Below are 26,783 nucleotides of genomic sequence, written 5' to 3'. Positions count from 1 at the left end.
GACAGGTTCCTCAGCCAGCGGTTAAAATAACAGCGTCGACTTCTTCTTCTACTAATTTTTGTGCGATTGCAGGACCAGTTACATCGTGGAATGCGTCTTGGTCCCCACCACCACCCATAAATGCGTAGTGAACAGGTGCAGATTCTTTGATGAAACCTTCTGCAGCTAGTTCATGTAGACGATCTAATGGGAACATCGCATTGATGTCACGGTTTGCATCCGCGTTATCGTAACCACCATGCGAAACCATTAAGTCATCTGTTGCTGAAGTATCTGGTACTTCGCGGAATGATGTATCACCCGCTAAGTTAAACCGTTTATCTGTTTTTAAGTGTACGCCGGCTGCTGTTGCTAACGCCACGCGCATTTCTTTAAGCTCTTTTTTCACAGGGGTAAAGACAGATTTTGGCGTAATCGGCACAAAAATTTCTGACTGTAACCCTTCAAAGACTGTTAAGCCCATGTGTTAATTCTCCTCTCCTGCTTCTTCACGTTTTCTTCTGGCTTCGGCTCGACGACGTTCATGTTCATAAATAGCCGTCTTATAATGCTCATCTGGCTCTTCTGCCAAAACTTCTGGATAGCTCATTAAAAACCCAACTTCTTGACCAATTTCAAGATTGTACTCAGAAATGATCATTCGACGGGGGATTTTAAGCTGACCTAAGCGACCTTTTAAGTCGATCGTCACGCTGGCATCGTGAAGTTCAACGATGATGCCTTCAAACATCTGTTCCGTCGAAATGTATTTGAGTTTATTCATTCCATCCATTTTGCTTCACCTTATTCTACTTCGTAAATTTCTTGGCGTTTTTTACTCTTAGGTAAGACTTGTTCGTTATCCACTAGGTCAATCTTCTTGCCTGTTGTTTTTTCGATGATCTCGATGTTGTTGGCTTTTACGTTTGGATTCCATTTACGTTCAGCAGCTTTGATTGTGCCGCCGCCCATCAAGGTCTTCAACATAGCTAGATCACGAATTGCGTCTTCTTTACAAAGGGTATTGTTTGATAGGATTTCATTTTCGATTCCTTGCATTGATTTGTTGTTATCAACCATTGCAATCATCTCTGGATTCCCAACAACTAATGCACCTTGCACAGCTGAATAAGAGTCTCCGACAACTTTAATGCCGCGTTTACCAATTTCTTCGATATGTGAAGCAAAGTCGATATGGTTATTACCAAATCCTTCAGTTGTAACGATTGCGCCATCAACATCCATTGCTTCGATTGTCATACCTAAACGTTTAGAAACATAATATTTTTCAGTATTTGCTTGTGGAGAACCGACAAACATCACACCGACTAAATCAATTTCTTCGTCTTCCATCGCTTCACGTACTAATGGTTCTCTCCAATAGTGACGAGAAGTTTCTTTTGATGCTGGTCCAATACATGTTAATGCATGGATCCCGCCATCTAATACTTCAGTTGGTGCCAAAATAATCGGCAAGTTTCCAAGGTCAACGTTAGGTTTTGCACCTAGTGTTCCAACTGGTTCGATTGGCATGATCAAGTTATCGTGCATTGCACCTTGACCCATGATCTCTTTAACGACGATCACACGTTTGTTACCAATCCGGCGTTTTTGTACGATTTCATCCTGTTCTACAACTAAAGATTCGTCCGCTTTTTTCACTGCTTCGCGAATTTCTTGTGTAATGTAGTCAGATGCTTTATGAGCGGCTAATGGTCCAGGACGTTCCATATTCGCGCCTTCTTTGATTGTTACTTGTGTTTTAATGAAGATTTCGCCTTTATCTGGTGCCCCAGGACGTCCCCACATGATGTTGCGGTCTAATTCGCCTTCAGATGAACCGAATTCACCGATTTGTACACCATTGGCATCTGTTCCTGTAAGAACCATAACAACGCCATCTAACACACGAGTAACGCCATGGCCGATATCTGCGCCATCCATTTTGGCAGCGATAGGTTGTACGTCCATGATCGTTTCACTATATTCGTTGTATTTATCTGGTGTAATGATTTCAAAAGTAACACTTTCAACTAGTTCTTCTAGTTCTGCTGCTTCTGCACACATATCTTCCATTTTACGTAGAACTAATGTTGTGCCTTCAATCTTCGTTTCGTCGCCAAATGTCACCTTTTCGATCTTCATGTGATCACGACGAACCGAGCGAACAACTTTTTCTTCTACTTTCGCTTCAGGAGCCGCAGCCGCCACTGGTGCTTCTGGCGCTGGAGCTGCTGCAGTTGGAGCCGCAGGGGCTACTGGAGCAACGCCCATTTGACCTGCGATAGCCATAGGAACTTCTAAATCAATTCCACGACCTTCCGCGATATGGATTTTGATTGTTTGTCCGCCAACTGGCGCAACTGGTGCTACCGGAGCAATAGGAGCTACGGACGCTGGAGCCGCTTCTTCAACAGGAGCTTCCTCTTCCGCAACTTCTTCAGTGTCTTCAGAAACACCATCTAATAATTCTTTTGTTAATGGAACCAACGCATCCGTTGTTTCTTTCAGTGTTGTACCAAGTACTTGTTCGATTGTTAACGTTGCTTCAGGCAATTCTAATAAACCTGAATCCTCTAAATCTGGGAAGATCGCTGGATCTTCTAAATCATCTGGTGCGATTACTTTGCCTGCTTCCGCGCGGCAGCATAATACGGCAGGGTCTTTGGCATGTTCTTTAGCAGTTTCTGCTGTAATAGACATTCGTTAATTCCTCCTAATTTTTTAAAATTAATTTGTAGGTAATCGACGATATAGTCTATGCCCATCTGCCCGCAGCACATGATCTGTATGATGATAAACCGGAACTCCTAACCTAGGAGCTACACCCATAACGGTGTTCGTTCAATCGGAACAGGACCCAGTCATCACTACTTCTGCTCCTTGTTTCTTCAAGGACATCACAGTTGCAGCTTGACCCGGACAAATACCTGGCAGGGCACATCTATATCTTCCATTTACTTCTACCATTCGCTTGCAGCGTTCTGCAGCGACAACTTCTGCGCCCATGTTGTTAGCGATCTCGGTCATGCGTTCAGCAGATCCGCCACATTCGCAGATCAACAGACCGACTTTACGGCTTTCTTGCGGGAATGGCATAGCGACTAGCACGCCACCACTTGTTTTAGTGATTGGTGTCATTTCATCACCGCTTCTTCCCGTCATTGGTCCGCCAATCACGATTTCACCATGAGGCTCGACATATCCGCCCACATTGTTAATCAACGTTTTGACTGGTGTTCCAATTGGTACATCCACGAATACTGTTTCTTTTTGTTTTACACGACCAGAAACGGTCACATCCTTATCAATAAACGGTTTGCGATCTTCAATCGCTTCTGCGATTCGTTTGATCGTTTCAACGTTATCAATCACGGCACCTACTTCTGTTGGAAGCTGGCCTGGTTCTAAAACAATGTCCATTACTTCACGAACGATCATACGCTCATCCCCTGCTGGATAGATATCCGGCAATTGATAGACGTCGAGCGTCGGTTCATTGTCCACTGCCTTTAGTAAACGTGTGACTAACATACGGTGTTTCCCTTTTACAGCAATTACACCTTTAGGAGCGTTAGTCATTTCCATACAATACTTCATGCCTCGGATTAGTTGATCAATGTGCTCACTCATTTGTTTCACGTTATGAGCTAGCAACGCTTCACATTCCGCTCCGTTTGCAATAAATGTTCCTTCTGGAATATCACAAGCTAATTTCAAAAACGTTGGAAAACCAGCACCGCCAGCACCAACGATTCCCGCAGCTTCAACAGCTTTTGCATACGAATCTGTTTCTGGGATCGGTAGATAGCTAGAAAAGTCTTGTTCTTCATCAATCACAAGTACAATATTATCGCCATCTACATCCACTACTTTGCCGGAAAAACTAGCATGGATATTTGCACCTAAACCATTTGGTTCTGCGATCAATTGTCCACGTTGGACTTGATCACCCGCCTTCACGATCCCTTTACAAGGAGCGCCGACATGTTGTTTTAATGGTATAAGAATTTGTGTCAAATTGTTTCACCTCCTTGCTTCTTCGTTTGTTCGAACTTGAGCAAATCAGCCACCCGTAGTTCATGTAAATCATAGCACAATCACCTTCCATGTAAAAGGTAGTTTTCCGATTATTTTGATATTTTCTGACAAAATTCTTTGTAAATAGTATAATTTTTTGAGTTTTCTAATTAAATCTTCATCAAACTCATAAGATAAATTAAAATCGTTTACAAACACTAATTTCACAATATTCCAAGCAATTGTAGACTGTCGACAAGTAAAGGTATATCCAGTCTTTCCGGCAAAATACATTAGTTATTTCACGAATTTCGCTTATAATTATAACCGTTATTTTATTAACGCTTGTTTTTTATCTGGCATCGCCATGTCTAGCATCCCTTTATAAAATTTTGCTGAATATTTCAGCTACATTCATATGTAAAATCAATCACATTAGAAATAGCTAACAATAATCCTCAGCTATTTGACTTTTGTGGTTTTTGCATTATTTTGCACAAAAAAGCTCTCACCTCATTGAGGCAAGAGCGTAATCGATAAATTATTCAGCTGATTCTAGTTTATCCAATGTTTTACTACCAAACCATAATACTAATCCAAGCACGATAACAATTGCTCCTAGAACACCGTAGCCCATTTGGAAATCGCCCGGTACATCTGTTTCTAATCGAGCGTAAATGATTGGATAGAGCAATTGTGAGAAGAATACTGCAATCGTCCAGAAACCTAACAGCATTCCCATGAATTTAGCTGGTGCCAATTTTGAAATGAAGGAGTTCCCTAATGGAGAGAAGACCATTTCGCCGACTGACATCAATAAGCTGACAAGGACTAACCACAAGATACTTGCATGTCCGTTACCAACCATATCGCCTAATACCATTGCAAGGTAAGAAACACCTACTAGCATCATACCCAATGCTGTTTTCTTAAACATACTCATATCACCCTTAGGACGAGCAGCTAGTTTTGTCCATAAGCGGCCTAAGATCGGACCTAAGATAATACAAGTCAAGGCATTCATCGAGTCAAAATAAGAAGTTGGTACTTTGAAGCTGCCCACTACCCAGTTCGCACGCTCTAAGAATCCAGCGCCATCACCATAACCGAAGTAGTAGTACGCTGGCATATAAGCCATATACCAAACCATCCAAAAGATTACAGAGAACATTGTTACTAAGAAAATTGCAACCATCCGTTTTTTGTCGCCAGAAGTTAACTTCGTATCCGCACCATCTGCTTTTTTCCCAGCTGAATCGAATTTACGTTGGTCAACTTTAAATGGTTTTTTCCCTGCATCGCCCAAAGCGCGACCATTTGCAACAAACCAAATTGCATCAAAAATTAGTAATAGTCCACAAATCAAGAATACAAAGTTAAAGCCGAATTTAGGAATTAACAATACCAAAAATGTTGTTCCGATAAATGATCCGATATTTACGAATGAATATTGAATGGAGAAGGCTTCATTTAAGGCTTTCTCATCATCAAAAAGTAACCCATTTACCCCGGAAAGATTTCCTTTAAACAAACCTGTTCCAAGAGCCACTAAAACAGTCATCACGACTACCATGCTCATGGAATTCGCCCAAAAGGCCAGAGAGTAACCGACACCCATCATCAACATACCTACCGGGACACATATCCGTGGACTTATCCAATAGTCGGCGATAAGACCGCCAATTGTTGGTGTGATGTATGTTGCCGCTACAAAGTAGGCAGAAATCATTGCACCTTGTGCCGTTGTCATACCCAACCCGCCCGTTGATGCAGTTGTTCGTGTAGCGATCCAGATCGCCAACATGTATTTCGCTGTGTAAAAGGCCATTCGTTCAAACGTGAACCCTAGCGCACAGACATAAAACCCAAAAGGTTTCTTTGTTTTTACTGGAGTTGTTTCCACTATCATTCCTTCTCTCTTAAAAAATTAATCGTTCGCTGCTAGCCATTCTTCCAACAGTTTCATGTATTTTTCACGTTCCTCAACAAACGGCATGTGTCTGCTCTTGGCAAACAATTCCCATTTTGCTCCTGGAATCGCGTCATACATGGTTTTGGCAACTAATGGTGTACATAAGTCATTTGTGCCGCTTGTAACAAGTGTTGGGATAGTAACATCACGCAGTTTTTCGGTATAATCATACCCTTGCAAAGTACCCTCCGGCGAGTATTCATTCGGACCCCAAGCCGTCACATAGCTTTCTGTACCTGCGACTTTTTCACGCCACAATGGTTCAGGATCTTCTTTGGTGAATACTGGCGCCGCGTGGCGTACCATAAAGCGATCATTAGCCGCTAGATAAGCCGGATCGTCATAAACGCCCGTTTCTTCTGCTTTTGCGATCGCAGCTTGATCTTCCTCTGACATGAATTTGATCATCCGATGCTGTTCTTGTGCCCAAAGTTTCGCAGAAGGTAACGTACTAGAAAGTACCATACTCTTGATCCCTGTTGGTGCATAATCACAAACATAAATGATTTCTAACATGCCGCCCCAAGATTGCCCTAGTAAATGTACTTCGTCCAAACCTAGGTGCTCTCTCAAAGCAATCAATTCATTGACCCATGTTTCCGCCGTCCAAAGCTCCGGCTGTGAAGGCACCGCGGATTTCCCGCAACCTAATTGATCATACATGATGATCTGGCGGCCATCGACCGCCATTTCATCAAGCACTTCAAAATAGTTATGGGTTGATCCGGGTCCGCCGTGCATGACAATCAATGGTTTCTTATTCCCGCTTTGTTCTCCAACAATCCGATAATAAGTTTGATGCCCTAGATAAGGCATATATCCTTCTTCGATTTTCATACGCTGCGCGGCCTCCTAACCGATTACTTCCAAGTCTTTCGGATAATGGTTCAAGTTTTCGCAACCATCTTCAGTGACGATCACTAAGTCTTCGATCCGAACACCTACCTCACCTGGAATGTAAATTCCTGGTTCGATAGAGAAGATATTTCCTACTTCAGCGACATTGTCGTTCGCTGCTGAAACATCGCCTGCTTCGTGGCAATCAATTCCGATAAAGTGACCCAGACGATGTGTAAAGTATTCGCCGTAGCCCTTTTCCGTGATGTAATCACGAGCTGCCGCATCGATATCAGACAGTTTCACGCCTGGTTTTACTAAGTCGATAGCACGCTGGTTGGCTTCTTTAACGATTTCATATACTTCACGACCTTTGTCAGACACCTCTTTGTAGAAGAAGGTACGAGTCATGTCAGAAGCATACGAATTTTTGATGCCGCCGATGTCCAAGATGACAGAGTCACCAGGTTTTACTTTTGAATCATCCGTTTCGTGATGAGGGTCTGCCGCATTTGCGCCATAACCTACGATTGGATCAAATGAGAATCCTGAGTTGCCTAGCTCTTTGTAGATCTCACCTAATTTTTCGGCCATCTCAGCTTCCGTCAGCTCTTCTGGCAATAATTTTTTCAAACGATCAATCGCGATCTCGTTATCCGCTTGTGCATCGCGCATCAATTGTTTTTCTTCTTCGTCTTTGATTGCACGAACCGCGTCAGTAACTTCTGAACCATTGCCTAATTTCGCATCTGGAACAAGCTCTAACAAATGCAATAAGAAATGCGCAGGCCAATTCTTATCTACACCAATTTTTTGGTCAGTATCAACATACTCAAGTACTTTTTTCACAGCGTCGTCGGTATCATCAATAAATACTTTTTCCACGCCCAAGTCTTCTTCGATTGGGAATAATTTGTTAACGATCAATGTGTTTTTATTTTCTGGAGTAATTACTAATACTAACAACCGTTCACCAGGATGAATCCAGCGACCAGTTAGATAGAAAATAGTTGTTGGATCTGAAACTAGCAGTTGGCCATAACCTTGTTCTTTCATCTTTTCAATTACTCTTTCAACGCGACGTTCTTTCAAAATGTTTCACTCCTTCTATTGATATTCTTTGCCTGGCGGCATTATTAAAAACAGCTCTGCTTTCACGTAGCTGTTGATAATCTTTTCCCGCGGAAATTAACTGCTATGCAACAGTTCGAATTCAACACAAAAAAATTGTGCAGCTATTCACCTATCACTAGTTTTAAAATAACCATAAATCCATTTGAATTTCAAGTCTTTCAGAGAATAAAATCAAATATATTTATCGGTATCCGCTTCCACTAGTTTACTATATCTTTCGGTGTATTTAAACAATTCTTTAAACTTTTTTTCAAAATCACCAGTCATTTGGAAGATTTCTCAAAAAAATGGCTACTAATTGTATTAATTCTCCAGTTATTTCTCTTCCTTACTCTTTTCTCATGAATTTGTTTTTTTATTAAAATAAAGGGATTTTCAATAACACTTTTTAAAACACCCCATTTTTTATTTTAATTGAAAATTAAAATAAAAAAACAGCTCTGTTGTACAACAAGGCTGTTTTCAGTATTTATTCACGAGAGTGAATTTTTATTCTTTTGCATTTTATGATAGGAATAGAAAAATTTAGGAGACAATTCATACCCCACAGTGATCCCCACAGCAATCGCAATCGCAATCTTCAATACTTGCACACCAATTTGCGCCGCTTTAATGGAATCTCCAATAAAGAAATTATAAGTAAAATTATAAATACCCATTCCGGGAACTAAACAGAAAATCCCACAAATCAAGAAAATGGTTACTGGTGCCTTCAGTGCAAAGGAGGCTTCTCGTGAAAGGTAGATCAAGACCATCGAAGCAATAAACGTCGCCGCAACCGGTGCGACCCAAAAGTGCATGATCAATAAATAGATAGCCCACCCGCATGCGCCGATCACTCCACAGTGAACGTAATACCGGCGAGGAACTTCAAACAGGATCGCAAATGAAATCGTTCCTAAAAAGCCTGCCAAGATTTGAAGCAAAGTCGTAAACATGACCGCTTTCACTCCTTTCCAATAAAAAATGAATTAACTAAACAGTTGCAGGACAAGACCCACTCCGACAGAAACACACAAAGCGGTAATCAGAGCATTGATCATCTGACCCCAGCCAGAGCTGTAATCCCCATCAAATAAATAACGAATCCCGTTAACAATTGCGACACCTGGAAGCAAAGAAATAATTCCGCCAGTAACTAGGCTCGTCAGCTGCAGAACTGGAAAAAAATGAACAAACAGACAGGCCAGAATACTGACAAATCCGCTGCTGGTAATCGTTGAAATAATATCTGACATGTTGAATTTCGGTAATAAGTACATCGAAAAGCAGGCTAATAATACCCCTAATATAAAAGCGCCGATTGTATCCCAGAAACTTCCACCAAAGATAAAACAAAAACTGGCACTGCCAAAGGCATAGGCAAAAATTTTTAATGGATTTGAAGCAAAAGATTCCTTTTTGATTTCCTGTAACCATTCATTGGCCTCTTCAGGACTTAAACGTTTTTCCGTTAAGCGCCGAGATAAGGTATTGATCTGTTCGATTCGTCCTAAGTTGATTGGTGAAATCGGGATATCCCGCACACGAGCCTGAACGGTTTGATTTTTCAAGCGAGCGGTCATGAAAATCCCGTTAATCAAAACAAAACTATCAAACTCCTTCAGTTCTAGTGCTTCCGCGATATGGCGAATGGTTGTCTCAATCCGTTTGATCTCCGCACCATTTTTTAAGAGTGTTTCCCCAATATCATAGACAAAATCAAACGCATCCTGTTCATTCATCAATTTCCCTCCCTTTTCTACGTTGAATTTTGCAAATTCATCCGTTTTTTTTGTGTAATCATTTATATCGTTTACGTGTTTAAAAAACGACGACAGCCTCTGCCGTCGTCGTCTTAGTATAGCCTAACTCCCAATTATAATTCAATCAAATCATGAGAAATACGGATCATATTTTCATAGCCGTCATCGGTGATCAAAACTTGGTCTTCAATCCGTACACCGCCCCAGTCAGGAATGTAGATGCCTGGTTCGATAGTCATGACCATCCCGGTTTCTAATACATCCTCATACTGTTCATCGATGTATGGCAGCTCATGCACGAACAAGCCGATACTGTGTCCAATATTCCGGTACGTATATTGCGGATACTCTGTCCCTGCCAACGGTTTTAGGGAGGCTTGATAAATATCTTTTACGGCAGCACCATTTTTCATCACTGCTTCCGCCGCTTCCAAACTTTGTTTTTCAAGCTCATAAACTTCCCGTTGCTTTTCAGAGGCTTTACCGACAACCACCGTACGCGTCATATCAGACATATAGCCCTCGTATTGACAGCCAAAATCCATTAAGACAAAATCCCCATATTCAATTGCTTTTTTCGATGGAATCCCATGGAGCAGCGACGTATTCGCTCCCGAGATCAAGATATTTCCGTAAGGCTGTGTATCAGCCCCCTCTTGTACCATGTACAAGGAAAGTTTAGCGGCTAATTCTTTTTCTGTTACGCCAACACGGATTTCCGGCATCAAACGCTCCAAAGCTCGGCAAGAAATTTCGCAAGCATTACGCATATATTGGATTTCTTTTGGTGATTTGATTGCTCGCATACGATCGATCACGCCGCCAGCTTGAACAAATTCCGCTTTTGTTTTCGAAGTAAAATCCGAATACATGTCATAAGTTAGATAATCTGCTTCAAAAGCGATCGTTTTAATATTTTTCTCACTAGCTAAGCGTGCCACGGTATCTCCAACCGTTTTTCCAGGGAGACGCCAATTAATAATTTCATAATCTGGTACTTCAATATCCGCCTGCTCGGTATAGCGCGGATCGGTCAAAAAGTATTGACCCTCTTGTGTGAGCAAAATGAATGAATCGTCTCCTGTCCAACCGCTAGTAAAACGAACATTTACTCTTTTCGCAATAAAAAAAGCATCCAGTTTCTCTTTTTCCAAGTACGCACGAATCTTCGCTTCGTTTAACATTGTCACACGTTCCTTTCTTGTTTGAAGTTCTAGCCTTCTAATCAATAGAGTAGCAGTCAGTCGAACTTTGGTCAACGCTTTCAAAAAAATGAAAACAAAAAAGCCGGGAAAAAGTTACAAAACTTTTTCCCAACTCGGTTACTTCCGTTTATGACGACTCATACGAGTCCGTGGTGCATCAGAGGCTGGTCTTTCTGTTTTCATTTCAACTTTTCTTTCTGGTTCACGCGGTTTTCGAACTTCTTTTCGAGCCAAAATTTCTTTTTTTGGCGCAACCACTCGCGGTTGAGATTCCGTGTTGGCAGCTTTTTTACGATCGGCTGCTTTTCGTAATTCAGAAACATCCCTAGTAGCTTCTTTTGGCTCCACTTTTTTTACCGCGGGCTTTTTCGAACGCTTCGGTAATTCAGGCAGCTTGAAGGATTTGATTGTTTGCTCCTCTTGGAAAAAAGGAACCCGCTGTAAAAAGAGATTTCCTAAATAACCAGCTAACCAGATCCATAAGAATAATTCCACTGGGAACAATAACAGGAATAAACACGCTGTCGCCAACGGCTGTTTTAAAATAACCGCACAAGCACTAGCTGTAAAAACAGCTACCAACAAGCCAGGCGAATAAGGTGTTAGATTCGCAAAAGCCAAACCTACTGCAATACTAGCAAAGATCATTGGGAAGATCGTTCCGCCCCGCCAGTTGCAGGCCAAACAAATCATCGTGATCGCCACTTTACCAAATCCAATCAGCAGCAGGATGAAAAAGCTCATCGTTTCTGCTTGACGCGTAAAGGACAATAAATTATGTTCGCCGGAAAATAGGAAATACGGCGAAATTGTTCCTAATGTACCGAGAATGATCCCTGCCAAGACAGCCAAAGGCAATGGATTTCGAATTCGCTGATTCAGCTTTTCGCCTCTTTCTTCTAAAACTAAGAAAAATTTCCCGAAAAGCGCTCCTAATATAATCATCGGAATGACCAGCAAAAGTCCCTGCCAAGTAAAGCTGCTTTCCATCCTGCGAATCGCAAAGACCTGTTCTTGGTTCGGAAAAAGACTGTACGTTAAGAGATAACCAATAAAACCAGTAAACGTCGTAAAAATATATAAAACGTATTTCTTGAGCTTACTTTCCGTCACAACTTGCCAATCATCGCGTTCAACTGAACGTCCCACACCGAATAGTGGTGTCATGAAGATTACACCCAGTGAGGTGCCGACACTGAATTCCACTAGATCGGCTCGTTGATCCTCAGCAATCTTCCTTCGATCAGCCACGTAGGTTACTAGACCGCCGATGATCGCCACTAGAGCTGCCTCTGGACCTAAGCTCGCTCCGAAAAACAAAACGAGTAAAGAGCCCAGCAGATTTCGCACTAATTTTCCATCATGATAGTCGATTCGTTGTGTTTCTTGATACTCCGTAAACGATTCCTGCAACGTTCGGGGATACCGGCCAAAAGCTTTCACAAAAAAGCCGATCGCTACTCCGCCGATCGTACAGACAATCAGTGGATAAAACCGTGGATCCCCAACTGCTCTAGGCAGTGTTTGCCAAATGAGATGATGGCCTAGCTCCGCCAATCCCATAAATAAGGCTACAATGACTCCAACAGCTAGACCTAAAAGGCCACTGTAGCCAAAAAATGATAGTTTAAACTTATTCATATAATTAACCTTTCTCTAGATAGACTCCGCTACATTATAACAAAGGTTTTGGTTCTTAGGAGACATTTTTAGCGAATTTTTGCGATTTTATAGGCTTTTGTCGCGTTTTTTTCCGCTGAATCGTCAGTTGAACACATGAAAGCGTTTGTTGCAGTTCTGGCGTCAATTGATAATGGTCAACTAAGTATTGCCGCGTTTTTTCGCTGAAGAAGCCTCGCATGAAGGTAAAGAAAAAGCCCTCTGGATTTTTGACTGTCTTATAGCGATACATTTGTTCGATGGCTTTAGCAATCGCATCGGCAATATCGTTCTTGAAGTACTCATTATGCTCAAAGGTCAATACCTCTGCCTCAGCGGGTAAACCAGCTTGAATGTATTGCTGGGTACTAGCATATTTTGCTTTAAAAATCGTATCAACAAACCAACGAGCTTTTTGATAATCGCCTTCACAAAACGGTAAAAAGCGTTGAAAGGCTTGTTGCGGCAATAAATGAGCATAGCGGGCACTTAAACCGTCAATCAAACTTTGTTTCTGCGAATTAGCAACGGTTTTGGGTAGCTGTTCTGTTACATTTGTTGCTCTTGTGGTTTGTTTTGCTAAATGTTTTTGTGTACTTGTAAGCAAATCTTGCGCGTTCGCAGACGCAGATTCTGCTTCTCTATCCACAGTGGATAACTCCATTGGTTTTTCTGGAGACTTGTTTTCCACAGGGGCTAACGTTTTGCTGCTGGTATGATTTTTGAATGCTAATTTTACAACGATCCCCTCTTCTGGAGCTTTGGGATTGGAAACATAGATCCGATAATTCTTCAGTCCATGACGAAGAACCTGGATTAGCCCAGCTTGAACTAAACTAGTTTTTAAATTAGTCACTTTTCTCTCTGATACACGCAATAAATCTGCAGCTTCTTCATTAGAAAAATAAATATAAGGAAGCCCAGCTTCATCAAGCCAGCTGCCATCTTTTTGGGAATTATAGATACTGCAGGTCATTCGCATTGTATATAACGCGTGAAGCATCATGGCCTCAATGGAAAGATTTTCATACTGTGGATTATTAATTAAATTCAAATCAATCGGAAGATAATTTCCGTTGGGTAAATTTGCTGCTGTCATGATGTTATCTAAATTTGTGGACACGACAAAAAACCTCCTTGTTCACTCTCAAAGTTAGTTACGAAAGTTTTTAAAGGAATGCTCGCTGTCACAAGATATATGATTGAGAAAGTAGCCAAAATATGGTATACTTAATAGAAGGTTAGGCAAACGCCAATTTTTCTAACCCTTAATTGTTTATCTAAATGTGACAGGCTAATTCGCCAAAATTAGCTCAAACCTTTGAGTTTAAAGATCGCCAAATCTTTAAACTCTTTTTTTCGTTTTTTTCTACATGTATAGAATAATGGATTAAAAGCCTATTGTAAAGCGATTCCCAACCATCTTTTTTTAGGGTAAACTTTTTTAATGTTTACAAAAGCAATTAAGGTTTACTATATTATTGATATAAAAACAATTTTGGTTTACTTTATTAAATGATGTAAAAGTAATTTTGGTAAACCCCAATTAAAGTAATAGCGGCTCCCATCTTAAGTGAGAATGTGGATAAAAAGTAATGTGGATAAGGAGTTCATTAGTTATCCACAGAAGGCAATCAAGAGAAGCTCTTTCGTCAAAAAGTAAACTTTTATAAACAATTAACCTTAATAAAGGTAAACTTAAATATCAGATAACTTTAAAAAAAGTAAACCGTAATGCAGAATACAACTAGCATTACGGTTTACTTTTTTTGCGTCTATTTCTCATCGTTTTCTAATTCTTTGAATAATTTTTGGTATTTTGGCTTCTCTTTATACTCCTCCATGGAGGCTTCTTCAAGCTGATTTAAGAAACTTCTGTCGTCTCTGGACAGCCCCTTTTCAATATAAAAATCATATAAGAAGTCGATCATTCTATCCGGAGTATAGTCATCAAACTTCGCATTGATCAAGTTTTGTAGACGAATCTTCGTCCGAGCAGAGATTTTCTGCATTTCAAGCGCCTTATAACGAGGGTCTTTATATTGTCTCTTTCTCCCCCGCTTTCCTGCGCCACTTTCTTGCTGCTGAGAAGGAGTCGTCTGCATTTGGCTTCGTTCATTTAATTGCCTGGTTTCCTCTTGGAATGAGGAACGCCGAAAATCCGTTTCTGGGCTAAGGGTTCTCTTAGCTAGGAGGTCCTGAGAGCTGGGCTTCTTTTCCTCTTTGTCTTGATTGGAATACTCGGACATTTTTTCAATGCCTTTATTTTTTTTGTTCGCCGTCAAAAGCGAATCTAGCTTCATTTTTTTCGCCATTTAACGTCTCCCCTACTCTTCACCGCTTAATATGAGGCGATGTTCATCAATTTCGTCCAAAATATTAACGAAAACCTCGTGTGCGCGCTTGTCCCATTGCTCAACTTTGCCGTTTTTGTTGATTTCATAGGTAATTCCCGACCCATCGTAGCGTTTTAAACGGCTCTGATTCAGTACCACAGTATCCAAAAGATGGGCACCGTAGATTTCCCTTGCTGCGGTATAAATCTCTTGGTCAACCGAATCCCGTTTCTGCATCATGAATGGAACAATACCGACAACTTCCAGATCTGTTTCATATTGTTCAATGAAGAAATTCATGTAGTCAATGTAGTTTTGGGCTCCTTTTAAGGATTTCACCTGTGTTTGCAAAATGACGATGACATATTCTGCTACATACATGGCTGCATTTGAATAAGTACTGATCGTCGGTGGAACGTCAATATAGATCACATCGTAAATGCTCTTCAGTGGTTCGATCAATTCTTCCATATATTTAAATTGAGACAATTTATCGCCAGGATATTTTTCAATCATATAATCTGGAAAATCAGAGAAAGAAATATTTGCTGGGATCAGATCTAAATTAGGCATGATCTGATAAATGGATGACTGAATGTCTCCCGACCGAACGGCTTCCCAAATTGTCTTATTAAAATCATCTGGTAAAGTATCATTTCCAAAATTTTCTGCAGTTAATGATAAAACGTCACTCGTATTTCCTTGAGGGTCCAAATCGATAACTAGCGTTTTACGATTCTTACGAAACGCACTCTCGAATGAAAGCATCTGAACGGTGGTGGATTTGCCGACGCCGCCCTTAAAATTTCCTACTACATATGTCTCTGCTTTTTTTGGCATAAAAATTCTCCAATCATAATTTCTCAATTAAAGTTTACTATAAAGCCTTTGAAATATCAATAAGGTTTACTACAATTGTTAGTTATAGGGTAAACTATAAATGCTTTAAGTATAAAAGTTTACCTTAATCATTTAAAATGAAGTATACTTTAATTAGGTATTTAAGGTACACTCTATTTACTTATATACGGTGTACTTTAATTTATTTGAAGTATACTATAAAATTTTAATTAAGTAGACTTCAAATAACAATAAAGTTTACTCAATAGTATTTAAAGTATACTTAATAAATATAAAAAAGCTTATATATCAATATTCTTATATATAAAAAGTATACCTTAATGATACGTAGGTAAACTTTAAATCCGATCAAAGTAAACTGTATATTGTTCATTATTTCAAATAAAGTAAACCAATTAAATTAAAGTGTACTGTAAATGGTTTAAATTGAAGTTTACCTATATCAAAAAAGTAAACCGCAAAAAAACTATTAAATTGAGGTAAACTTATTTTAACCATCTGTCAAGAGTAAACTTTTATATGAATTAAAAAGTAAACTTTAATAGAATAGAATAAGGTTTACCTATTTGTAAAAGTAAACTGCAATTCGGATATTTAAGGTTTACCTGAGAATATGATAATGAGGTAAACTCTTTTAAAAAAAGGTAAACCCTATTTATTTTGAAGTTTACTCCATTTGACTTATATAAAGTAAACCGTTGAATTAACTAATTTGCTAAATAAAGTAAACTTAAATTGAAAATACTGGTGTGTAGCAGTATTTTCGATAAATGTTTGAAGTAAACCGGATTTTTTTAATTAAGGTAGACCTTATATAAATAAAGTAAACTGAATCCCAGTTATATAAGGTTTACTTTATTTATCTTCTTTTATCTTTATTTAAAAAGTTTACTTTAATTAAAAAGTCTGATAATACAATTCTATTTGAGGTAAACTATATTTTTAGAGATATCAAATTGAACTATAATAAAGTAAACTTAATATTGTTGAAAACTGAAGTTTACTGCAATAAAATAAGCCATTGAGGTATACCTCAATGGCTTTAAAGTAAACTTTATGAAAACTCTACAGTTTGAATTGCTCGATAGATTTGATCGGCGGTGATATTAGGGTCAACCATATTAAAGGTTTCGTTAGCGGAAGCGGCATGGTTGATTACAGGCAAAAGGGCTTCCTTTGAGGTATCGAAAACGTTCAGTTCTCTTAACTTCAAAGGTAAGCCAGCAGAACGATAAAAGCCTTTAAGCTTCTCTATTTCATCCAGATCCTTTGTATAGGCTAATTGGACTAAAATACCATAAGCAACCTTCATTCCATGAAGCTGGTCATGGGTATCTTCCAAATAGGAGAGGCCATCATGAATGGCATGGGCACCTGCAGAACGTCCATAAGAGGCAGCAAACCCGCCTGTTTCTCCTGCTAAACCGATGATCGTATCAGTAACACGGTTGAAGGCAGGTGTAGGGTTGTTTTTCTCCAAGCTCTCAATAGCTGGGATCGCATCCTTCAGAAGAAGTTCTTGAATGGCTTTAGCACTAGCGATTCCAAGGCGGACATAGGCTGATTTCTCATCCTCTGGCAGATTGCGGGTGATTCCTTCGATCTCGTACCATTTAGCTAAAGTATCACCGATTCCAGCAACGAAGTAATCTCTTGGTGTTTGCAGTAGAAATGTCGAATCAACGAGGGTTAAAAAGGGGGCCCGTTTCATAAAGCCCATCGCTTTGAAGGTCCGATTCGGATGATAAACCGCCACGATCGGGGTGAAGGGTGCACAGTTAGAGATCAGTGTCGGGATAACCATCAATTCAGCATTCAGCTCTTCAGCAGTCATCTTGGCAGTGTCGATGACGCGTCCGCCGCCGATGGCAAGAATCAGCTCGGTTTGACCGATTTTATTGGCCAATTCTACAGCATTTTCGTGGCTAGAGCTGCCATCGTATTGATAAGTGGGGTAGTGGAGCTCTTTGCGATAATACTTTTTGAAGGCTTCGGATGATTTTTCACCTGTAATAACGGCGATTTTTTTGAAGCCAGCTAAGTAGCTAGGTAAATTTTGTAGAATATTCTCCCCGCTGGCGTAGCGATTGGCGCCAGGGCGTACTTCAGTAGTGATGTCCATTCGGTTCAACTCCTTTTTATATTGAGAAACAAGTTTTCTCAGGAAAACATACTTGATTTGATAGGTGAGATTTCAACTAGTTTATGCTTTGTAAAAATGAAAGTCAACTGTGTTTTTGATGATAAAAAAGTGTTGACAGTTTTTATTTTGACCTGTAAGATACGATTTAACAATTTGTTAGACAAAGAAACGTGATGAAGAGAAAAGTATAAATGACGAAGCATCAAAGAGAGTCCGGGTAGGTGAGAGCGGATATGCGGAAGAATTTAGAAAATGGTCTCTGAATGGCATTGCCGATAAGTAGGCAGTGACGGGGCAGCGCTCGTTAACAACGCTCAAGTATGATTGTACTTGTTGAGGCAATAGCTGTGAGGCTGTTGCAAATGAAGGTGGTATCGCGAGTAAGCTCGTCCTTTTCCTGCACATAGTGTGGGAGGAGGGCGGGCTTTTTTCTTTGCTAGCAAATTGTAAAAAACGAAATTTTGAAACAGGGATAAAGACAAATTAGGAGGAAATGATGATGAAAAAATTAGGTAAAGGAATTTTATTAAGTATAGCGGCGTTAGCGGTGAGCGGAGTCTTGGCTGGCTGCGGAACAAAAGGCGAAGCGCAACCCTTAGATGAGAAAAAGGTAACGATCGGTGCCACGTCTGGGCCTCATCAGGAAATTTTGGAGGAGGTTGCCAAACAGGCGAAAAAAGATGGACTGGAGATCAACATCAAGAGCTTTGATGACTACAACACACCTAATACTGCATTAAGTGATGGAGATTTGGATGGAAACAGCTATCAAACTCTCTCTTTTTTAGAGCAGCAGGTGAAGGATAAGGACTACAAGATTGAATCAGCCTTTAAAACAGTGGCTTTCCCATTAGGGGTTTACTCTAAAAAAGTTTCGGATTTAGGTAAACTTCAAAAGGGTGACAAGGTTGGTGTGCCGAATGATCCAACAAACGAGTACCGGGCGCTGAAATTGTTAGAAGAAGCGGGTGTTTTGAAACTGAAGGATGGAGTGGAAGTCAAAGCAACGAAAAATGATATTGCTGAGAACCCTAAGGATATCGAGATTGTTGAGCTAGAGGCGTCACAGATTCCTTCTCAGTTGGGAGAATTGGCGGCCGCGGCAATCAATACGAACTTTGCCTTTGGAGCTGGCCTAACAATCAACGATGATGCGATCTATCATGAACCATTAAAGGATAACCCTAATTACAATGTGTTTGCCGTTCGGACGGAAAACAAGGACGATAAGATCGTGAAAGAGATCAAAAAATATTACCAATCGGATGAAACGAAAAAATTTATTGAAGAAAAATTCAAAGGTTCGGTTGTACCAGCATTTTAGAAAGAAGGGAGACTTCACATGATCGAGCTTAGAAAGGTTTCGAAGGTTTATCAACAGAAGAAACGGCGTGTCAAAGCGGTGAAAGAGGTTAGTCTGACGATCGAAAAGGGCGAGATTTTCGGTGTTGTCGGCTACTCTGGAGCTGGAAAATCGACCTTGATTCGCATGATCAACTATTTAGAGCCGCCGACAACAGGACAGATTTTGATCAATGGTCAAAATCTGGGCGAGCTCAACAAAAAAGAATTATTGTTAACTAGACGTAAGATCGGGATGATTTTTCAAGGGTACAACTTGCTGTCGACAGCGACGGTTTATGAAAATATCGCGAAACCGCTGAAGCTGGAGGGTGTACCAAAGGAGGTCATCGCAGAACGGGTAGATCGCTATTTGGATTTGGTGGGTCTGACGGATCGTAAGGACAATTATCCAGCGCAATTGTCTGGTGGGCAGCGGCAGCGGGTAGCGATTGCCCGAGCTTTGGCTCATGAACCGGAGATTTTATTGTCGGATGAAGCTACCAGTGCCTTAGACCCGGAAACAACGGAATCGATTTTGACTTTATTGACCAAGATCAATCAAGAGCTGGGAATCACGATTTTTCTGATTACTCATGAGATCGATGTGGTACAGCGGATCTGTGATCGGGTGGCCGTGATGGAGGATGGCAGGGTCGTAGAGGTAGGACCTGTCATCGATCTGTTTACTCGTCCTGAAGAGGAAACGACGAAGCGATTCATTGGCGCAAATGACGGTTACAACGTCCCAGAAGAGGTTTTAGCGGCGTATAAGGGCAGCGGACGCCTCGTGCAGCTGCAATTTATCGGAGAGGAAGCGACGGAGCCGATTTTGGCGAAGGTCGCAAAGGATTTTCCTTTGAGTCCGAATATTCTCAGCGGCAATATCGGGTATTTGAAGGAAAAGCGTCATGGACAGCTATTAGTCCAGTTTGATGGCGGAACAGATGCTGATTTTCAGGCGGCGAAGGACTATATTCAAAGCCAAGGGATTATTGTTGAGGGGGTTGTGTAATGAGCGAATTTTGGAATCAATGGGGGACTGTCGTGCTTGAAGGGTTGGGGCAGACACTGGTAATGGTGTGTGTAGCTTTAGGCTTGTCGATTATTATCGGAATACCGTTGGGCGTGCTGCTAGTCATTGCTCGACCAGGCGGTTTGAATAGTAATCTTCCCCTCTATTCAATCTTAAATAGTGTCATCAATGTGCTGCGTTCGTTGCCATTTATCATTTTATTATTCTTGATTTTGCCATTAACCAAATTAATTATGGGGACGACGATCGGCGTGCAGGGGGTCCTGCTGCCGCTGATCATTTATACGGCACCCTATTTAGCTCGTTTGGTGGAAACGTCACTTTTAGAAGTCGATGGCGGCGTGATCGAGGCGTATCAAGCAATGGGGATCAGTCATTTTCATATTATTCGCAGTGTGTTGTTGAGAGAGGCACGGGGCGGAATTATTCGCGGGTTGACGATCGCTATGATCGGTTTGATCGGTGCGACAGCGATGGCGGGTCTAGTCGGTGCCGGCGGGCTAGGCAGTATTGCTTATCAGTATGGTTTTTTGCGCAACGAGCCGGCAGTGATGTATACGACGATCATCCTGCTGATTGTATTAGTTCAGATCGTCCAGTCATTAGGCAATACGATCGCCAAAAGTTTAGATCGAAGTTAAGGGAAAACGATGAATCGGGGAGTGTTTCAGCCCGATTCATCGTTTTCTTTTTGCTATAATAAAGCTGGAGGTGAGGTAGTTGAAAGCCAAGGATCTATTGACCGCAATACAAGTGGATGCGACTGGAGAGCTGAAAAAATTGTCTTCTTATATGTATGTTTTTGTCAATGATGGGGACAAGCAGACGAATCATTTAGCCGTTAAGGTAGAAGCGGATAGAATAATTTTGACAAAGCAGCAGAGGGAACGTTTAACACTAAAACAGCTGATCAAGGTACTGAATGAAGCCAAGGACGCAGAGATTTTTGTCGAAGAAGAGCTGGTTTTTGGCTATAAATTGATCAAACAGGGGATTGTTTTAGGTTAAAAGTTTTTCATCTAGTTTTAAAAACTAGATTGAATTATTTTGTTAACCATGATATATTATCTTTAATAAGTTTATCAGAGGTGACAAATCTATGGAAAGACAGTTTAGCCGGAAGTACTTGATTACGAATGAAGTGTTGAATGCGGTGACGCATGGTGTGGGTGTGTTGTTGAGTATTGTTGGATTCGTTCTTTTGCTTAAGAAAGCCAATAGCGGGCTGCACTATGTTTCCTTTATTGTTTACGGGGTCTCGCTGCTGCTTTTGTTTTTAGCATCGACCTTATACCACAGTTTAATTTTTACCAAAGCCAAAAAAATCTTTCAGGTTTTTGATCATTGCTCGATCTATCTGCTGATCGCTGGGACGTATACGCCCTATTGCTTACTATATATCAAAGGAACAATTGGGATCGTATTGCTGAGTGTCATTTGGCTGGCGGCGATCATCGGGATCGTCTACAAGAGCCTGACATTGAGCAAGGTCAAGTCAGTCTCGAAGCTGTCTACGATTATTTATAATGTGATGGGCTGGGCGGTCGTCATTGCTTTGCCAAGCCTGTATCACAGTGTTGGACTGAAGGGTCTGCTGCTGCTGGTTGGCGGCGGCGTTGCTTATACAGTCGGGTCGGTCTTTTACAGCATGAAAAACCGGCGCTACATGCACGTCGTTTGGCATCTGTTCGTGATGCTGGGTGCGATGCTGATGTTCTTTTCAATTTATTTATAAAAGGATAAATCAAAAATGAGTTGCCTCCCAAGTGGAGACAACTCATTTTTTTATAGATAATCATCCTCAGAAAAGCCCGTGTTGCGATAGGCGCCTTCATCAGCGAAATACTTGTTGTAGCGCTGTTTGAACTTGCGGAAGGTGAAGACAACGAACAATTTGATCATGGAGTAGATCGGAATACCGAAGATCACGCCGACCAAGCCTAAAAGATCCCCCATAACGAGTAAAACCACTAGGATTGTGATGGGATGAATCTTCAATTTGTCTCCCATGACCCGAGGAACAACGAGGTCTCCATGCAGCAGCTGGACGACAAACCAAGCGATCACAAATTTTACCACCATCAGGTTTGAGTCCTGAAAAGCGATAAACATCCCCGGCAAGAAGGCTAAAAACGAACCAATGTAAGGGATGATACTCAAAATCCCTGCGGCTAATGCGATCACTGTCGCAAATTCTAGACCCAGCAGCAGGAAGACGACCCAATAAATCAATCCTAGCAGCAGTGAAGCAATCACTTGCCCCTTCAAGAAGGCGCCTAATTGTTGATTGGCGATCTTAATCAGTGATCGGCAGTCCTTTCTAAAACGCGGTGGAATCAGTTCGATCACAGCATTGTAGAGCTTATGCGGACTTTGCAGTAAAAAGAACGAGATGATCGGTCCAGTGAACAAGGTGATGGCTGTGCTTGAGACCGCTGAAAAAATCGTCCCTAAGCCCTTTGCCCCGTCCTGCCAGTTGTTTCCCAGATAGGTCAGCGCTTCTTTGGTCAATTTGTCTAATGAATCTAACGCCTGGTCAGACGAAGCCGCAAACGGCGTTGAATCTAGGATGTTTTTGACCGCATTTTGAAAATCATCGATGTAATTCGGAAACTGCTTGATCAGGTCTTGCGCCTGGTTTTGGATCACCGGAATCAGCCGAGCGCCGCCAAAAAAGAACAGGCCAAGGATTACCATATAGGTGAGGAGGATGCTGATTGTTCGCGGTACGCCCTTCTTGCTTAAGAAGTTCACCACAGGATTCAGCAGGTAATACAGCAGCAGCGCAAAGATCATTGGCGGCAGTACCGTGGTGATAATGACTACGACCGGTCTGAAAATAAATGAAACGGTATTCAGTAAATAGATGGCTAATGCAGTTAAAATAATCAGCCCGATCATGTAGTAGGATGTTTTCCCGCCAAAAAATTGAATGATTTTTGAGGGTTTCTCTTTTTCCATAGAACGAATCTCCTTATTCGATTTAGTAAGACTATTAAAAAAACGTTTGTCCTGTTATTGAATCAATAAAAAGCAGGGCAAACAGTGGTCATAGAAATAGTATACCGAATGTCCGGTAAACTGTATACTTTTCAGAGTTTTTGGAAAAAATAAGAAAAGAAAGAGTGAAAAAAAGAAAAGTCTTCAATCAATAAAATGATTTTCTGACAAAATGGTGGAATTGTGTGCACATCCGTGAACTAACACAACTTCTGTTTGTGACATCATCAATTGGTGAAAATCTCGAAAGACAATAATATGAATAGGTCAGAAAATATTTATTTACTGGTACTACAAATTGAAAATCTGGACTATATGTGTATCCTGTACAAAAAGAATTGTTTTTTTAGCCTATATTAAAGTTTCTAGAAAGCGATTTTCCAATATTGTTCAAATTATTTAAAATGAAAGCGCTTGATACATGTGTTTTATTCTGGTACTATAAATTTGAAAAGTGGATTACACAAAGAACCATAGGGTGCACACTATGAATGAGACGTAAATCACTTTCACGAAATTGTTGGTTGAGATTTTGGAAGCGGAAAAGGAGACTTGCAAAAATGGCTGAAATTACAGAAAAAGTTGAATTAATCAAATTTGATCAGGACAAGTATTTAGCTGAAGGAGAAACGATTTACGGACTAAGAAGTGAAGTCGAGGCACTTGTGGATGAAGTAGCGAAAGCAGGATACAGCAATATTATTTTATTAGGTATCGGTGGTACCGAATTTGAATTCGCTCAGTTTGAATATCTAGTGAAGAAAAAATCTACAGTTGATATTTACGGCTTTGATGCGGCGAATGTCAATACGCTGCGACCAAAAGAGATCAATAAAGATTCTTTAGTAATTACTGCCAGTGCCAGCGGAAACACGGTAGAAATTATTGAAGCAACTAAATGGATGGTAGAAGAAGGCATTCGCGTGGTGGCCTTTACGAAAAAGGATGGGCCTTTAGGAAAAATCGCTCAGCATGTCATTGAAGCCGATGTAACAACTGGTCAATGTGAATACTCCTATATGCTGCAGGCATTTTTCATTTATGGGTTGTTGAATCGTCGTGGAGAGTTTGACAACTATGAAAGATTTGCAGATCAATTAAAAGGAACCTTCAAAAATCTTTTGGATATCCGTAAGAGCTTTGAGGAGCGAGCAGATAAAATTGCTAAAGCCATTCACAATGCACAATATACCGTCTTTACTGGTTCTGGTTCTTTATGGGGCGAGACACTATTATTCGCAATGTGTATTCTTGAGGAAATGCAATGGGTAAGAACGCGTCCTGTTACTAGCTCACAGTTCTTTCATGGAACCTTGGAACTAGTTGAGCCAGGAGTACCTGTATTTATTATCAAAGGTGAAGACGAGTTCAGAAAACAAGATACGCGGGTTGAAAACTTCTGTAAGATGATCAACGCGGAATACTATGTTCTAGATACAATGGAATTTGCTTTCGACGGATTGGATGCGGAGTTTAGAGAATTAATTGTGCCGTGGATTGTAACGTCGTTATTAACGGAACGGTTGGCCGCTCATTATGAGGTTTACACGAAACATAATTTGGAGTATCGCCGTTACTATCGTCAGTTTGATTATTAGGCCTATGAAAAAAGCTGTAATATTTGATATGGATGGTGTTCTGATTGATTCAGAACCCATCTATATGTATCATACGATGCTATTTTTTCAGAAGTTCGGAATCTCCTTAGAAGAAAAGGAAGTCAGAAAACTCGCAGGCAGCAGCAACGCTCATGGGTGGGAAATGATGGCCTCCTGGTGGAAAGAAGAAATTACTCCCAATGAAATGAAAGCGTTTTACGAAGAGAACGAACCTAAGAAAGCCTTTCTTTATTCAGATATTGCGAATCCTTATGTAAAGTATGTACTAAATCGTCTTCGGAAAGACCGTTTTCAACTAGCGATTGCCTCCTCTTCACCGATGGCCGCGATTACCGATATGGTTGAAGACTGTCAGTTGAACGGCTACTTTGATTTGTTGGTTACAGGAATGGATTTTGCTGCCAGTAAACCGAATCCTGAGATTTATCTTTCAACGATGGAGCGGTTAAATGTGACGCCAGAAGAGACGATTGTCGTGGAAGACTCCCACTACGGTATTGAAGCTGGTAAGAAGGCTGGAGCGACCGTCATTGCTTTGAAGGATGAGCGTTTCTATCTGGACCAGTCGGAAAGTGATTATTTAGTTAATGATTTGCTAGAGGCTTATCTGTTGATTCAAAAGCTAAAGGAGTGAGGCAAATGGCTGAGAAAAGCCCTCTATGCGCAATGAATTGTTGTTATCGTTTTTATGAGCTGGAGGATTTTTTCAAAAGTGCAAAGGACAATGGGTATTCGCAAGTAGAGCTTTGGACAGGTCCTCAGCATTTCTTTTTGGATTATCAGCAGTATGAAAATCCTGACAAACTTTTACGCCTAGAAGATCAATACGAAATGAAGATTATCGGCATTTGTCCCGAGCAAACCAACCCCAAGCCCCATAATATGGCTGCCAAAGATCCAGCAATGCAAAAACGGGTACTAGCCTACTTTAAAAAGGCCATTGACGTTGCAGTGGCTGTGAAGGCTAGACAAGTCGTGGTGACGAGTGGATGGGCTTTTTACAATGAACCTCTAGCGGCTGCCTACCAGCGCAGTGTGCAGATGCTGCAGCAGGTAAGTGAGTATGCAGAAACTCAAAATATGCTCTTAGCCATTGAAGCCTTGCAGCAAGAAGAATCACTGATAGCCAATACGGCTGCGGATTTAAAACGCCTTTTAAATGATGTTAATCGACCTAGCTTAAAGATCTGTCTGGATATTGGCGCAATGGCTGCTGCGGGAGAAACCATTCAACATTATTTTGATCTGTTTTCTGACGACATTGTTCACAGTCATTTTGTGGATGTGAAAGAGAAAATTACCCACTTGGCATGGGGCGATGGGGAAAGAAGGATGGCAGAAGATTTGGCGGTGTTCGATCAAAACAACTATCAGGGATTTTATTCGGTTGAAACTGTGAATAGTCAGTATTTTAAAAATCCGCAAAAGGCTGATGCCCAGTCAATGGCGATGTATAGGAGAATGGTAAAAAAATGAAAAGAAATTTTGTGATTGCAACCCACGGAACCTTCGCTAAGGGAATTTACGAAAGCTTGAAAATCATCGTAGGAGAGCAGGACAATGTTCATCTGTTGAATGCTTTTGTAGGGAGTAATGAGATTGAGGGACCTGTTAATGAGCTATTAGCTCGAATTCCGGAAGAGGAGGAATTGATTGTTTGTACGGATATTTTTGGTGGCAGTGTCAACAATGAGTGGATGAAACACATGGACCGGGAAAATTTTTATCTCATTACAGGCATCAACCTACCATTACTGATGCAGCTATTTCTATCTTTGGAGGAAGATACTGGAACAATGATTCAAACAATCGTTCATAAACAAGAGACCGCACCAATGTTTTGTAATGAGCTTTTTACGAAAAAAGAAGAGGAAGAAGATTTCTAATGGAGGAATT

The 26,783-nt window shown here is 40.8% G+C and carries 25 protein-coding genes and 1 other annotated feature; of the genes, 9 read left to right on the top strand and 16 right to left on the bottom strand.

The genetic code is table 11. The features are described from left to right. Nucleotides 1–10 precede the first annotated feature (10 nt). The 15 genes from AC4J95_RS08495 to AC4J95_RS08425 form a co-directional block, all read right to left on the bottom strand. Complete coding sequence (locus AC4J95_RS08495) at nt 11–463, bottom strand: glycine/sarcosine/betaine reductase selenoprotein B family protein (RefSeq protein WP_206920116.1); 453 nt, start codon at nt 461–463, stop codon at nt 11–13. A 3-nt stretch (nt 464–466) separates the two neighbouring features. Then, complete coding sequence (locus AC4J95_RS08490; RefSeq protein ID WP_016178903.1) at nt 467–772, bottom strand: CBO2463/CBO2479 domain-containing protein; 306 nt, start codon at nt 770–772, stop codon at nt 467–469. 11 nt (nt 773–783) lie between these two features. Then, nucleotides 784–2,682: a D-proline reductase (dithiol) proprotein PrdA gene (prdA, locus tag AC4J95_RS08485; protein WP_494549499.1), complete on the bottom strand. Its 1,899-nt coding sequence runs from the start codon at nt 2,680–2,682 to the stop codon at nt 784–786. Nucleotides 2,683–2,709: 27 nt separating this feature from the next. Further along, on the bottom strand, nt 2,710–3,999 hold the full coding sequence (gene prdC / locus AC4J95_RS08480; protein WP_494549498.1) for a proline reductase-associated electron transfer protein PrdC: 1,290 nt from the start codon (nt 3,997–3,999) through the stop codon (nt 2,710–2,712). Nucleotides 4,000–4,540: 541 nt separating this feature from the next. Beyond that, complete coding sequence (locus AC4J95_RS08475; protein WP_494549523.1) at nt 4,541–5,902, bottom strand: peptide MFS transporter; 1,362 nt, start codon at nt 5,900–5,902, stop codon at nt 4,541–4,543. A gap of 24 nt (nt 5,903–5,926) precedes the next feature. Then, nucleotides 5,927–6,808, bottom strand: a complete 882-nt coding sequence (pepI, locus tag AC4J95_RS08470; protein ID WP_494549497.1) for a proline iminopeptidase — start codon at nt 6,806–6,808, stop codon at nt 5,927–5,929. A gap of 15 nt (nt 6,809–6,823) precedes the next feature. Beyond that, nucleotides 6,824–7,900, bottom strand: coding sequence for a M24 family metallopeptidase (locus AC4J95_RS08465; protein ID WP_494549496.1), 1,077 nt, complete (start codon nt 7,898–7,900; stop codon nt 6,824–6,826). 515 nt (nt 7,901–8,415) lie between these two features. Then, on the bottom strand, nt 8,416–8,880 hold the full coding sequence (locus AC4J95_RS08460) for a threonine/serine exporter family protein (protein ID WP_494549495.1): 465 nt from the start codon (nt 8,878–8,880) through the stop codon (nt 8,416–8,418). Between the two features lie 33 nt (nt 8,881–8,913). Next, nucleotides 8,914–9,666 carry a threonine/serine exporter family protein gene (locus AC4J95_RS08455; RefSeq protein ID WP_494549494.1) on the bottom strand — a complete coding sequence of 251 codons (753 nt, stop codon included), beginning with the start codon at nt 9,664–9,666 and terminating at the stop codon, nt 8,914–8,916. 134 nt (nt 9,667–9,800) lie between these two features. Then, nucleotides 9,801–10,871 (bottom strand): M24 family metallopeptidase, encoded by a 1,071-nt coding sequence (locus tag AC4J95_RS08450; RefSeq protein ID WP_494549493.1) that lies wholly within the window; start codon nt 10,869–10,871, stop codon nt 9,801–9,803. Nucleotides 10,872–11,009: 138 nt separating this feature from the next. Continuing rightward, nucleotides 11,010–12,533, bottom strand: coding sequence for a chloride channel protein (locus tag AC4J95_RS08445; RefSeq protein WP_494549492.1), 1,524 nt, complete (start codon nt 12,531–12,533; stop codon nt 11,010–11,012). Nucleotides 12,534–12,588: 55 nt separating this feature from the next. Further along, nucleotides 12,589–13,674: a replication initiator protein A gene (locus tag AC4J95_RS08440; RefSeq protein WP_494549491.1), complete on the bottom strand. Its 1,086-nt coding sequence runs from the start codon at nt 13,672–13,674 to the stop codon at nt 12,589–12,591. Between the two features lie 652 nt (nt 13,675–14,326). After that, nucleotides 14,327–14,866 (bottom strand): hypothetical protein, encoded by a 540-nt coding sequence (locus tag AC4J95_RS08435; RefSeq protein WP_494549490.1) that lies wholly within the window; start codon nt 14,864–14,866, stop codon nt 14,327–14,329. A 12-nt stretch (nt 14,867–14,878) separates the two neighbouring features. Next, nucleotides 14,879–15,727, bottom strand: a complete 849-nt coding sequence (locus AC4J95_RS08430; RefSeq protein ID WP_494549489.1) for a ParA family protein — start codon at nt 15,725–15,727, stop codon at nt 14,879–14,881. Nucleotides 15,728–16,802: 1,075 nt separating this feature from the next. After that, nucleotides 16,803–17,870: an iron-containing alcohol dehydrogenase family protein gene (locus AC4J95_RS08425; protein WP_494549488.1), complete on the bottom strand. Its 1,068-nt coding sequence runs from the start codon at nt 17,868–17,870 to the stop codon at nt 16,803–16,805. A 185-nt stretch (nt 17,871–18,055) separates the two neighbouring features. Continuing rightward, nucleotides 18,056–18,288: a binding site (T-box leader), on the top strand. Nucleotides 18,289–18,390: 102 nt separating this feature from the next. On the opposite strand from AC4J95_RS08425, the gene AC4J95_RS08420 reads away from it, so the two are divergent. The 5 genes from AC4J95_RS08420 (at nt 18,391) to trhA (ending at nt 22,003) form a co-directional block, all read left to right on the top strand. Next, nucleotides 18,391–19,215, top strand: coding sequence for a MetQ/NlpA family ABC transporter substrate-binding protein (locus tag AC4J95_RS08420; RefSeq protein WP_494549487.1), 825 nt, complete (start codon nt 18,391–18,393; stop codon nt 19,213–19,215). A gap of 18 nt (nt 19,216–19,233) precedes the next feature. Next, nucleotides 19,234–20,247, top strand: coding sequence for a methionine ABC transporter ATP-binding protein (locus AC4J95_RS08415; RefSeq protein WP_494549486.1), 1,014 nt, complete (start codon nt 19,234–19,236; stop codon nt 20,245–20,247). Then, nucleotides 20,247–20,909, top strand: a complete 663-nt coding sequence (locus AC4J95_RS08410; RefSeq protein WP_316403052.1) for a methionine ABC transporter permease — start codon at nt 20,247–20,249, stop codon at nt 20,907–20,909. Before AC4J95_RS08415 ends, AC4J95_RS08410 begins: the two co-directional genes overlap by 1 nt. A 79-nt stretch (nt 20,910–20,988) precedes the next feature. Then, nucleotides 20,989–21,276 (top strand): hypothetical protein, encoded by a 288-nt coding sequence (locus AC4J95_RS08405; RefSeq protein ID WP_494549485.1) that lies wholly within the window; start codon nt 20,989–20,991, stop codon nt 21,274–21,276. 91 nt (nt 21,277–21,367) lie between these two features. Further along, nucleotides 21,368–22,003 carry a PAQR family membrane homeostasis protein TrhA gene (gene trhA / locus AC4J95_RS08400; protein WP_494549484.1) on the top strand — a complete coding sequence of 212 codons (636 nt, stop codon included), beginning with the start codon at nt 21,368–21,370 and terminating at the stop codon, nt 22,001–22,003. A 50-nt stretch (nt 22,004–22,053) separates the two neighbouring features. Here the strand turns inward: trhA and AC4J95_RS08395 are convergent, their stop codons facing one another. Then, nucleotides 22,054–23,229 (bottom strand): AI-2E family transporter, encoded by a 1,176-nt coding sequence (locus AC4J95_RS08395; protein WP_494549483.1) that lies wholly within the window; start codon nt 23,227–23,229, stop codon nt 22,054–22,056. A 599-nt stretch (nt 23,230–23,828) separates the two neighbouring features. On the opposite strand from AC4J95_RS08395, the gene AC4J95_RS08390 reads away from it, so the two are divergent. Genes AC4J95_RS08390 through AC4J95_RS08375 form a run of 4 tightly spaced genes read left to right on the top strand, consistent with a single transcriptional unit; the run spans nt 23,829 to nt 26,773 of the window. Further along, complete coding sequence (locus AC4J95_RS08390) at nt 23,829–24,866, top strand: SIS domain-containing protein (RefSeq protein WP_494549482.1); 1,038 nt, start codon at nt 23,829–23,831, stop codon at nt 24,864–24,866. Between the two features lie 4 nt (nt 24,867–24,870). Continuing rightward, entirely contained in the window at nt 24,871–25,521 is a 651-nt protein-coding gene (locus AC4J95_RS08385) for an HAD family hydrolase (protein WP_494549481.1), read from the top strand. 5 nt (nt 25,522–25,526) lie between these two features. Next, nucleotides 25,527–26,363: a sugar phosphate isomerase/epimerase family protein gene (locus AC4J95_RS08380; protein ID WP_494549480.1), complete on the top strand. Its 837-nt coding sequence runs from the start codon at nt 25,527–25,529 to the stop codon at nt 26,361–26,363. Further along, on the top strand, nt 26,360–26,773 hold the full coding sequence (locus AC4J95_RS08375) for a PTS sugar transporter subunit IIA (protein WP_494549479.1): 414 nt from the start codon (nt 26,360–26,362) through the stop codon (nt 26,771–26,773). Before AC4J95_RS08380 ends, AC4J95_RS08375 begins: the two co-directional genes overlap by 4 nt. Nucleotides 26,774–26,783: the final 10 nt, after the last annotated feature.

This window comes from Enterococcus sp. GPZ-007 (assembly GCF_059374735.1).
This window is presented reverse-complemented; position numbering and strand designations above follow the sequence as displayed.

What these genes read in the sequence shown, in the direction of transcription:
- AC4J95_RS08450 (WP_494549493.1), bottom strand. Translation starts at nt 10,871, where the DNA reads ATGTTAAACGAAGCGAAGATTCGTGCGTACTTGGAAAAAGAGAAACTG.
- trhA (WP_494549484.1), top strand. Translation starts at nt 21,368, where the DNA reads ATGGAAAGACAGTTTAGCCGGAAGTACTTGATTACGAATGAAGTGTTG.
- AC4J95_RS08390 (WP_494549482.1), top strand. Translation starts at nt 23,829, where the DNA reads ATGGCTGAAATTACAGAAAAAGTTGAATTAATCAAATTTGATCAGGAC.
- AC4J95_RS08435 (WP_494549490.1), bottom strand. Translation starts at nt 14,866, where the DNA reads ATGGCGAAAAAAATGAAGCTAGATTCGCTTTTGACGGCGAACAAAAAA.
- AC4J95_RS08375 (WP_494549479.1), top strand. Translation starts at nt 26,360, where the DNA reads ATGAAAAGAAATTTTGTGATTGCAACCCACGGAACCTTCGCTAAGGGA.
- AC4J95_RS08445 (WP_494549492.1), bottom strand. Translation starts at nt 12,533, where the DNA reads ATGAATAAGTTTAAACTATCATTTTTTGGCTACAGTGGCCTTTTAGGT.
- AC4J95_RS08425 (WP_494549488.1), bottom strand. Translation starts at nt 17,870, where the DNA reads ATGGACATCACTACTGAAGTACGCCCTGGCGCCAATCGCTACGCCAGC.
- AC4J95_RS08380 (WP_494549480.1), top strand. Translation starts at nt 25,527, where the DNA reads ATGGCTGAGAAAAGCCCTCTATGCGCAATGAATTGTTGTTATCGTTTT.
- AC4J95_RS08420 (WP_494549487.1), top strand. Translation starts at nt 18,391, where the DNA reads ATGAAAAAATTAGGTAAAGGAATTTTATTAAGTATAGCGGCGTTAGCG.
- AC4J95_RS08455 (WP_494549494.1), bottom strand. Translation starts at nt 9,666, where the DNA reads ATGAATGAACAGGATGCGTTTGATTTTGTCTATGATATTGGGGAAACA.
- AC4J95_RS08460 (WP_494549495.1), bottom strand. Translation starts at nt 8,880, where the DNA reads ATGTTTACGACTTTGCTTCAAATCTTGGCAGGCTTTTTAGGAACGATT.
- pepI (WP_494549497.1), bottom strand. Translation starts at nt 6,808, where the DNA reads ATGAAAATCGAAGAAGGATATATGCCTTATCTAGGGCATCAAACTTAT.
- AC4J95_RS08430 (WP_494549489.1), bottom strand. Translation starts at nt 15,727, where the DNA reads ATGCCAAAAAAAGCAGAGACATATGTAGTAGGAAATTTTAAGGGCGGC.
- AC4J95_RS08385 (WP_494549481.1), top strand. Translation starts at nt 24,871, where the DNA reads ATGAAAAAAGCTGTAATATTTGATATGGATGGTGTTCTGATTGATTCA.
- AC4J95_RS08415 (WP_494549486.1), top strand. Translation starts at nt 19,234, where the DNA reads ATGATCGAGCTTAGAAAGGTTTCGAAGGTTTATCAACAGAAGAAACGG.
- prdA (WP_494549499.1), bottom strand. Translation starts at nt 2,682, where the DNA reads ATGTCTATTACAGCAGAAACTGCTAAAGAACATGCCAAAGACCCTGCC.
- AC4J95_RS08410 (WP_316403052.1), top strand. Translation starts at nt 20,247, where the DNA reads ATGAGCGAATTTTGGAATCAATGGGGGACTGTCGTGCTTGAAGGGTTG.
- AC4J95_RS08495 (WP_206920116.1), bottom strand. Translation starts at nt 463, where the DNA reads ATGGGCTTAACAGTCTTTGAAGGGTTACAGTCAGAAATTTTTGTGCCG.
- AC4J95_RS08395 (WP_494549483.1), bottom strand. Translation starts at nt 23,229, where the DNA reads ATGGAAAAAGAGAAACCCTCAAAAATCATTCAATTTTTTGGCGGGAAA.
- AC4J95_RS08490 (WP_016178903.1), bottom strand. Translation starts at nt 772, where the DNA reads ATGGATGGAATGAATAAACTCAAATACATTTCGACGGAACAGATGTTT.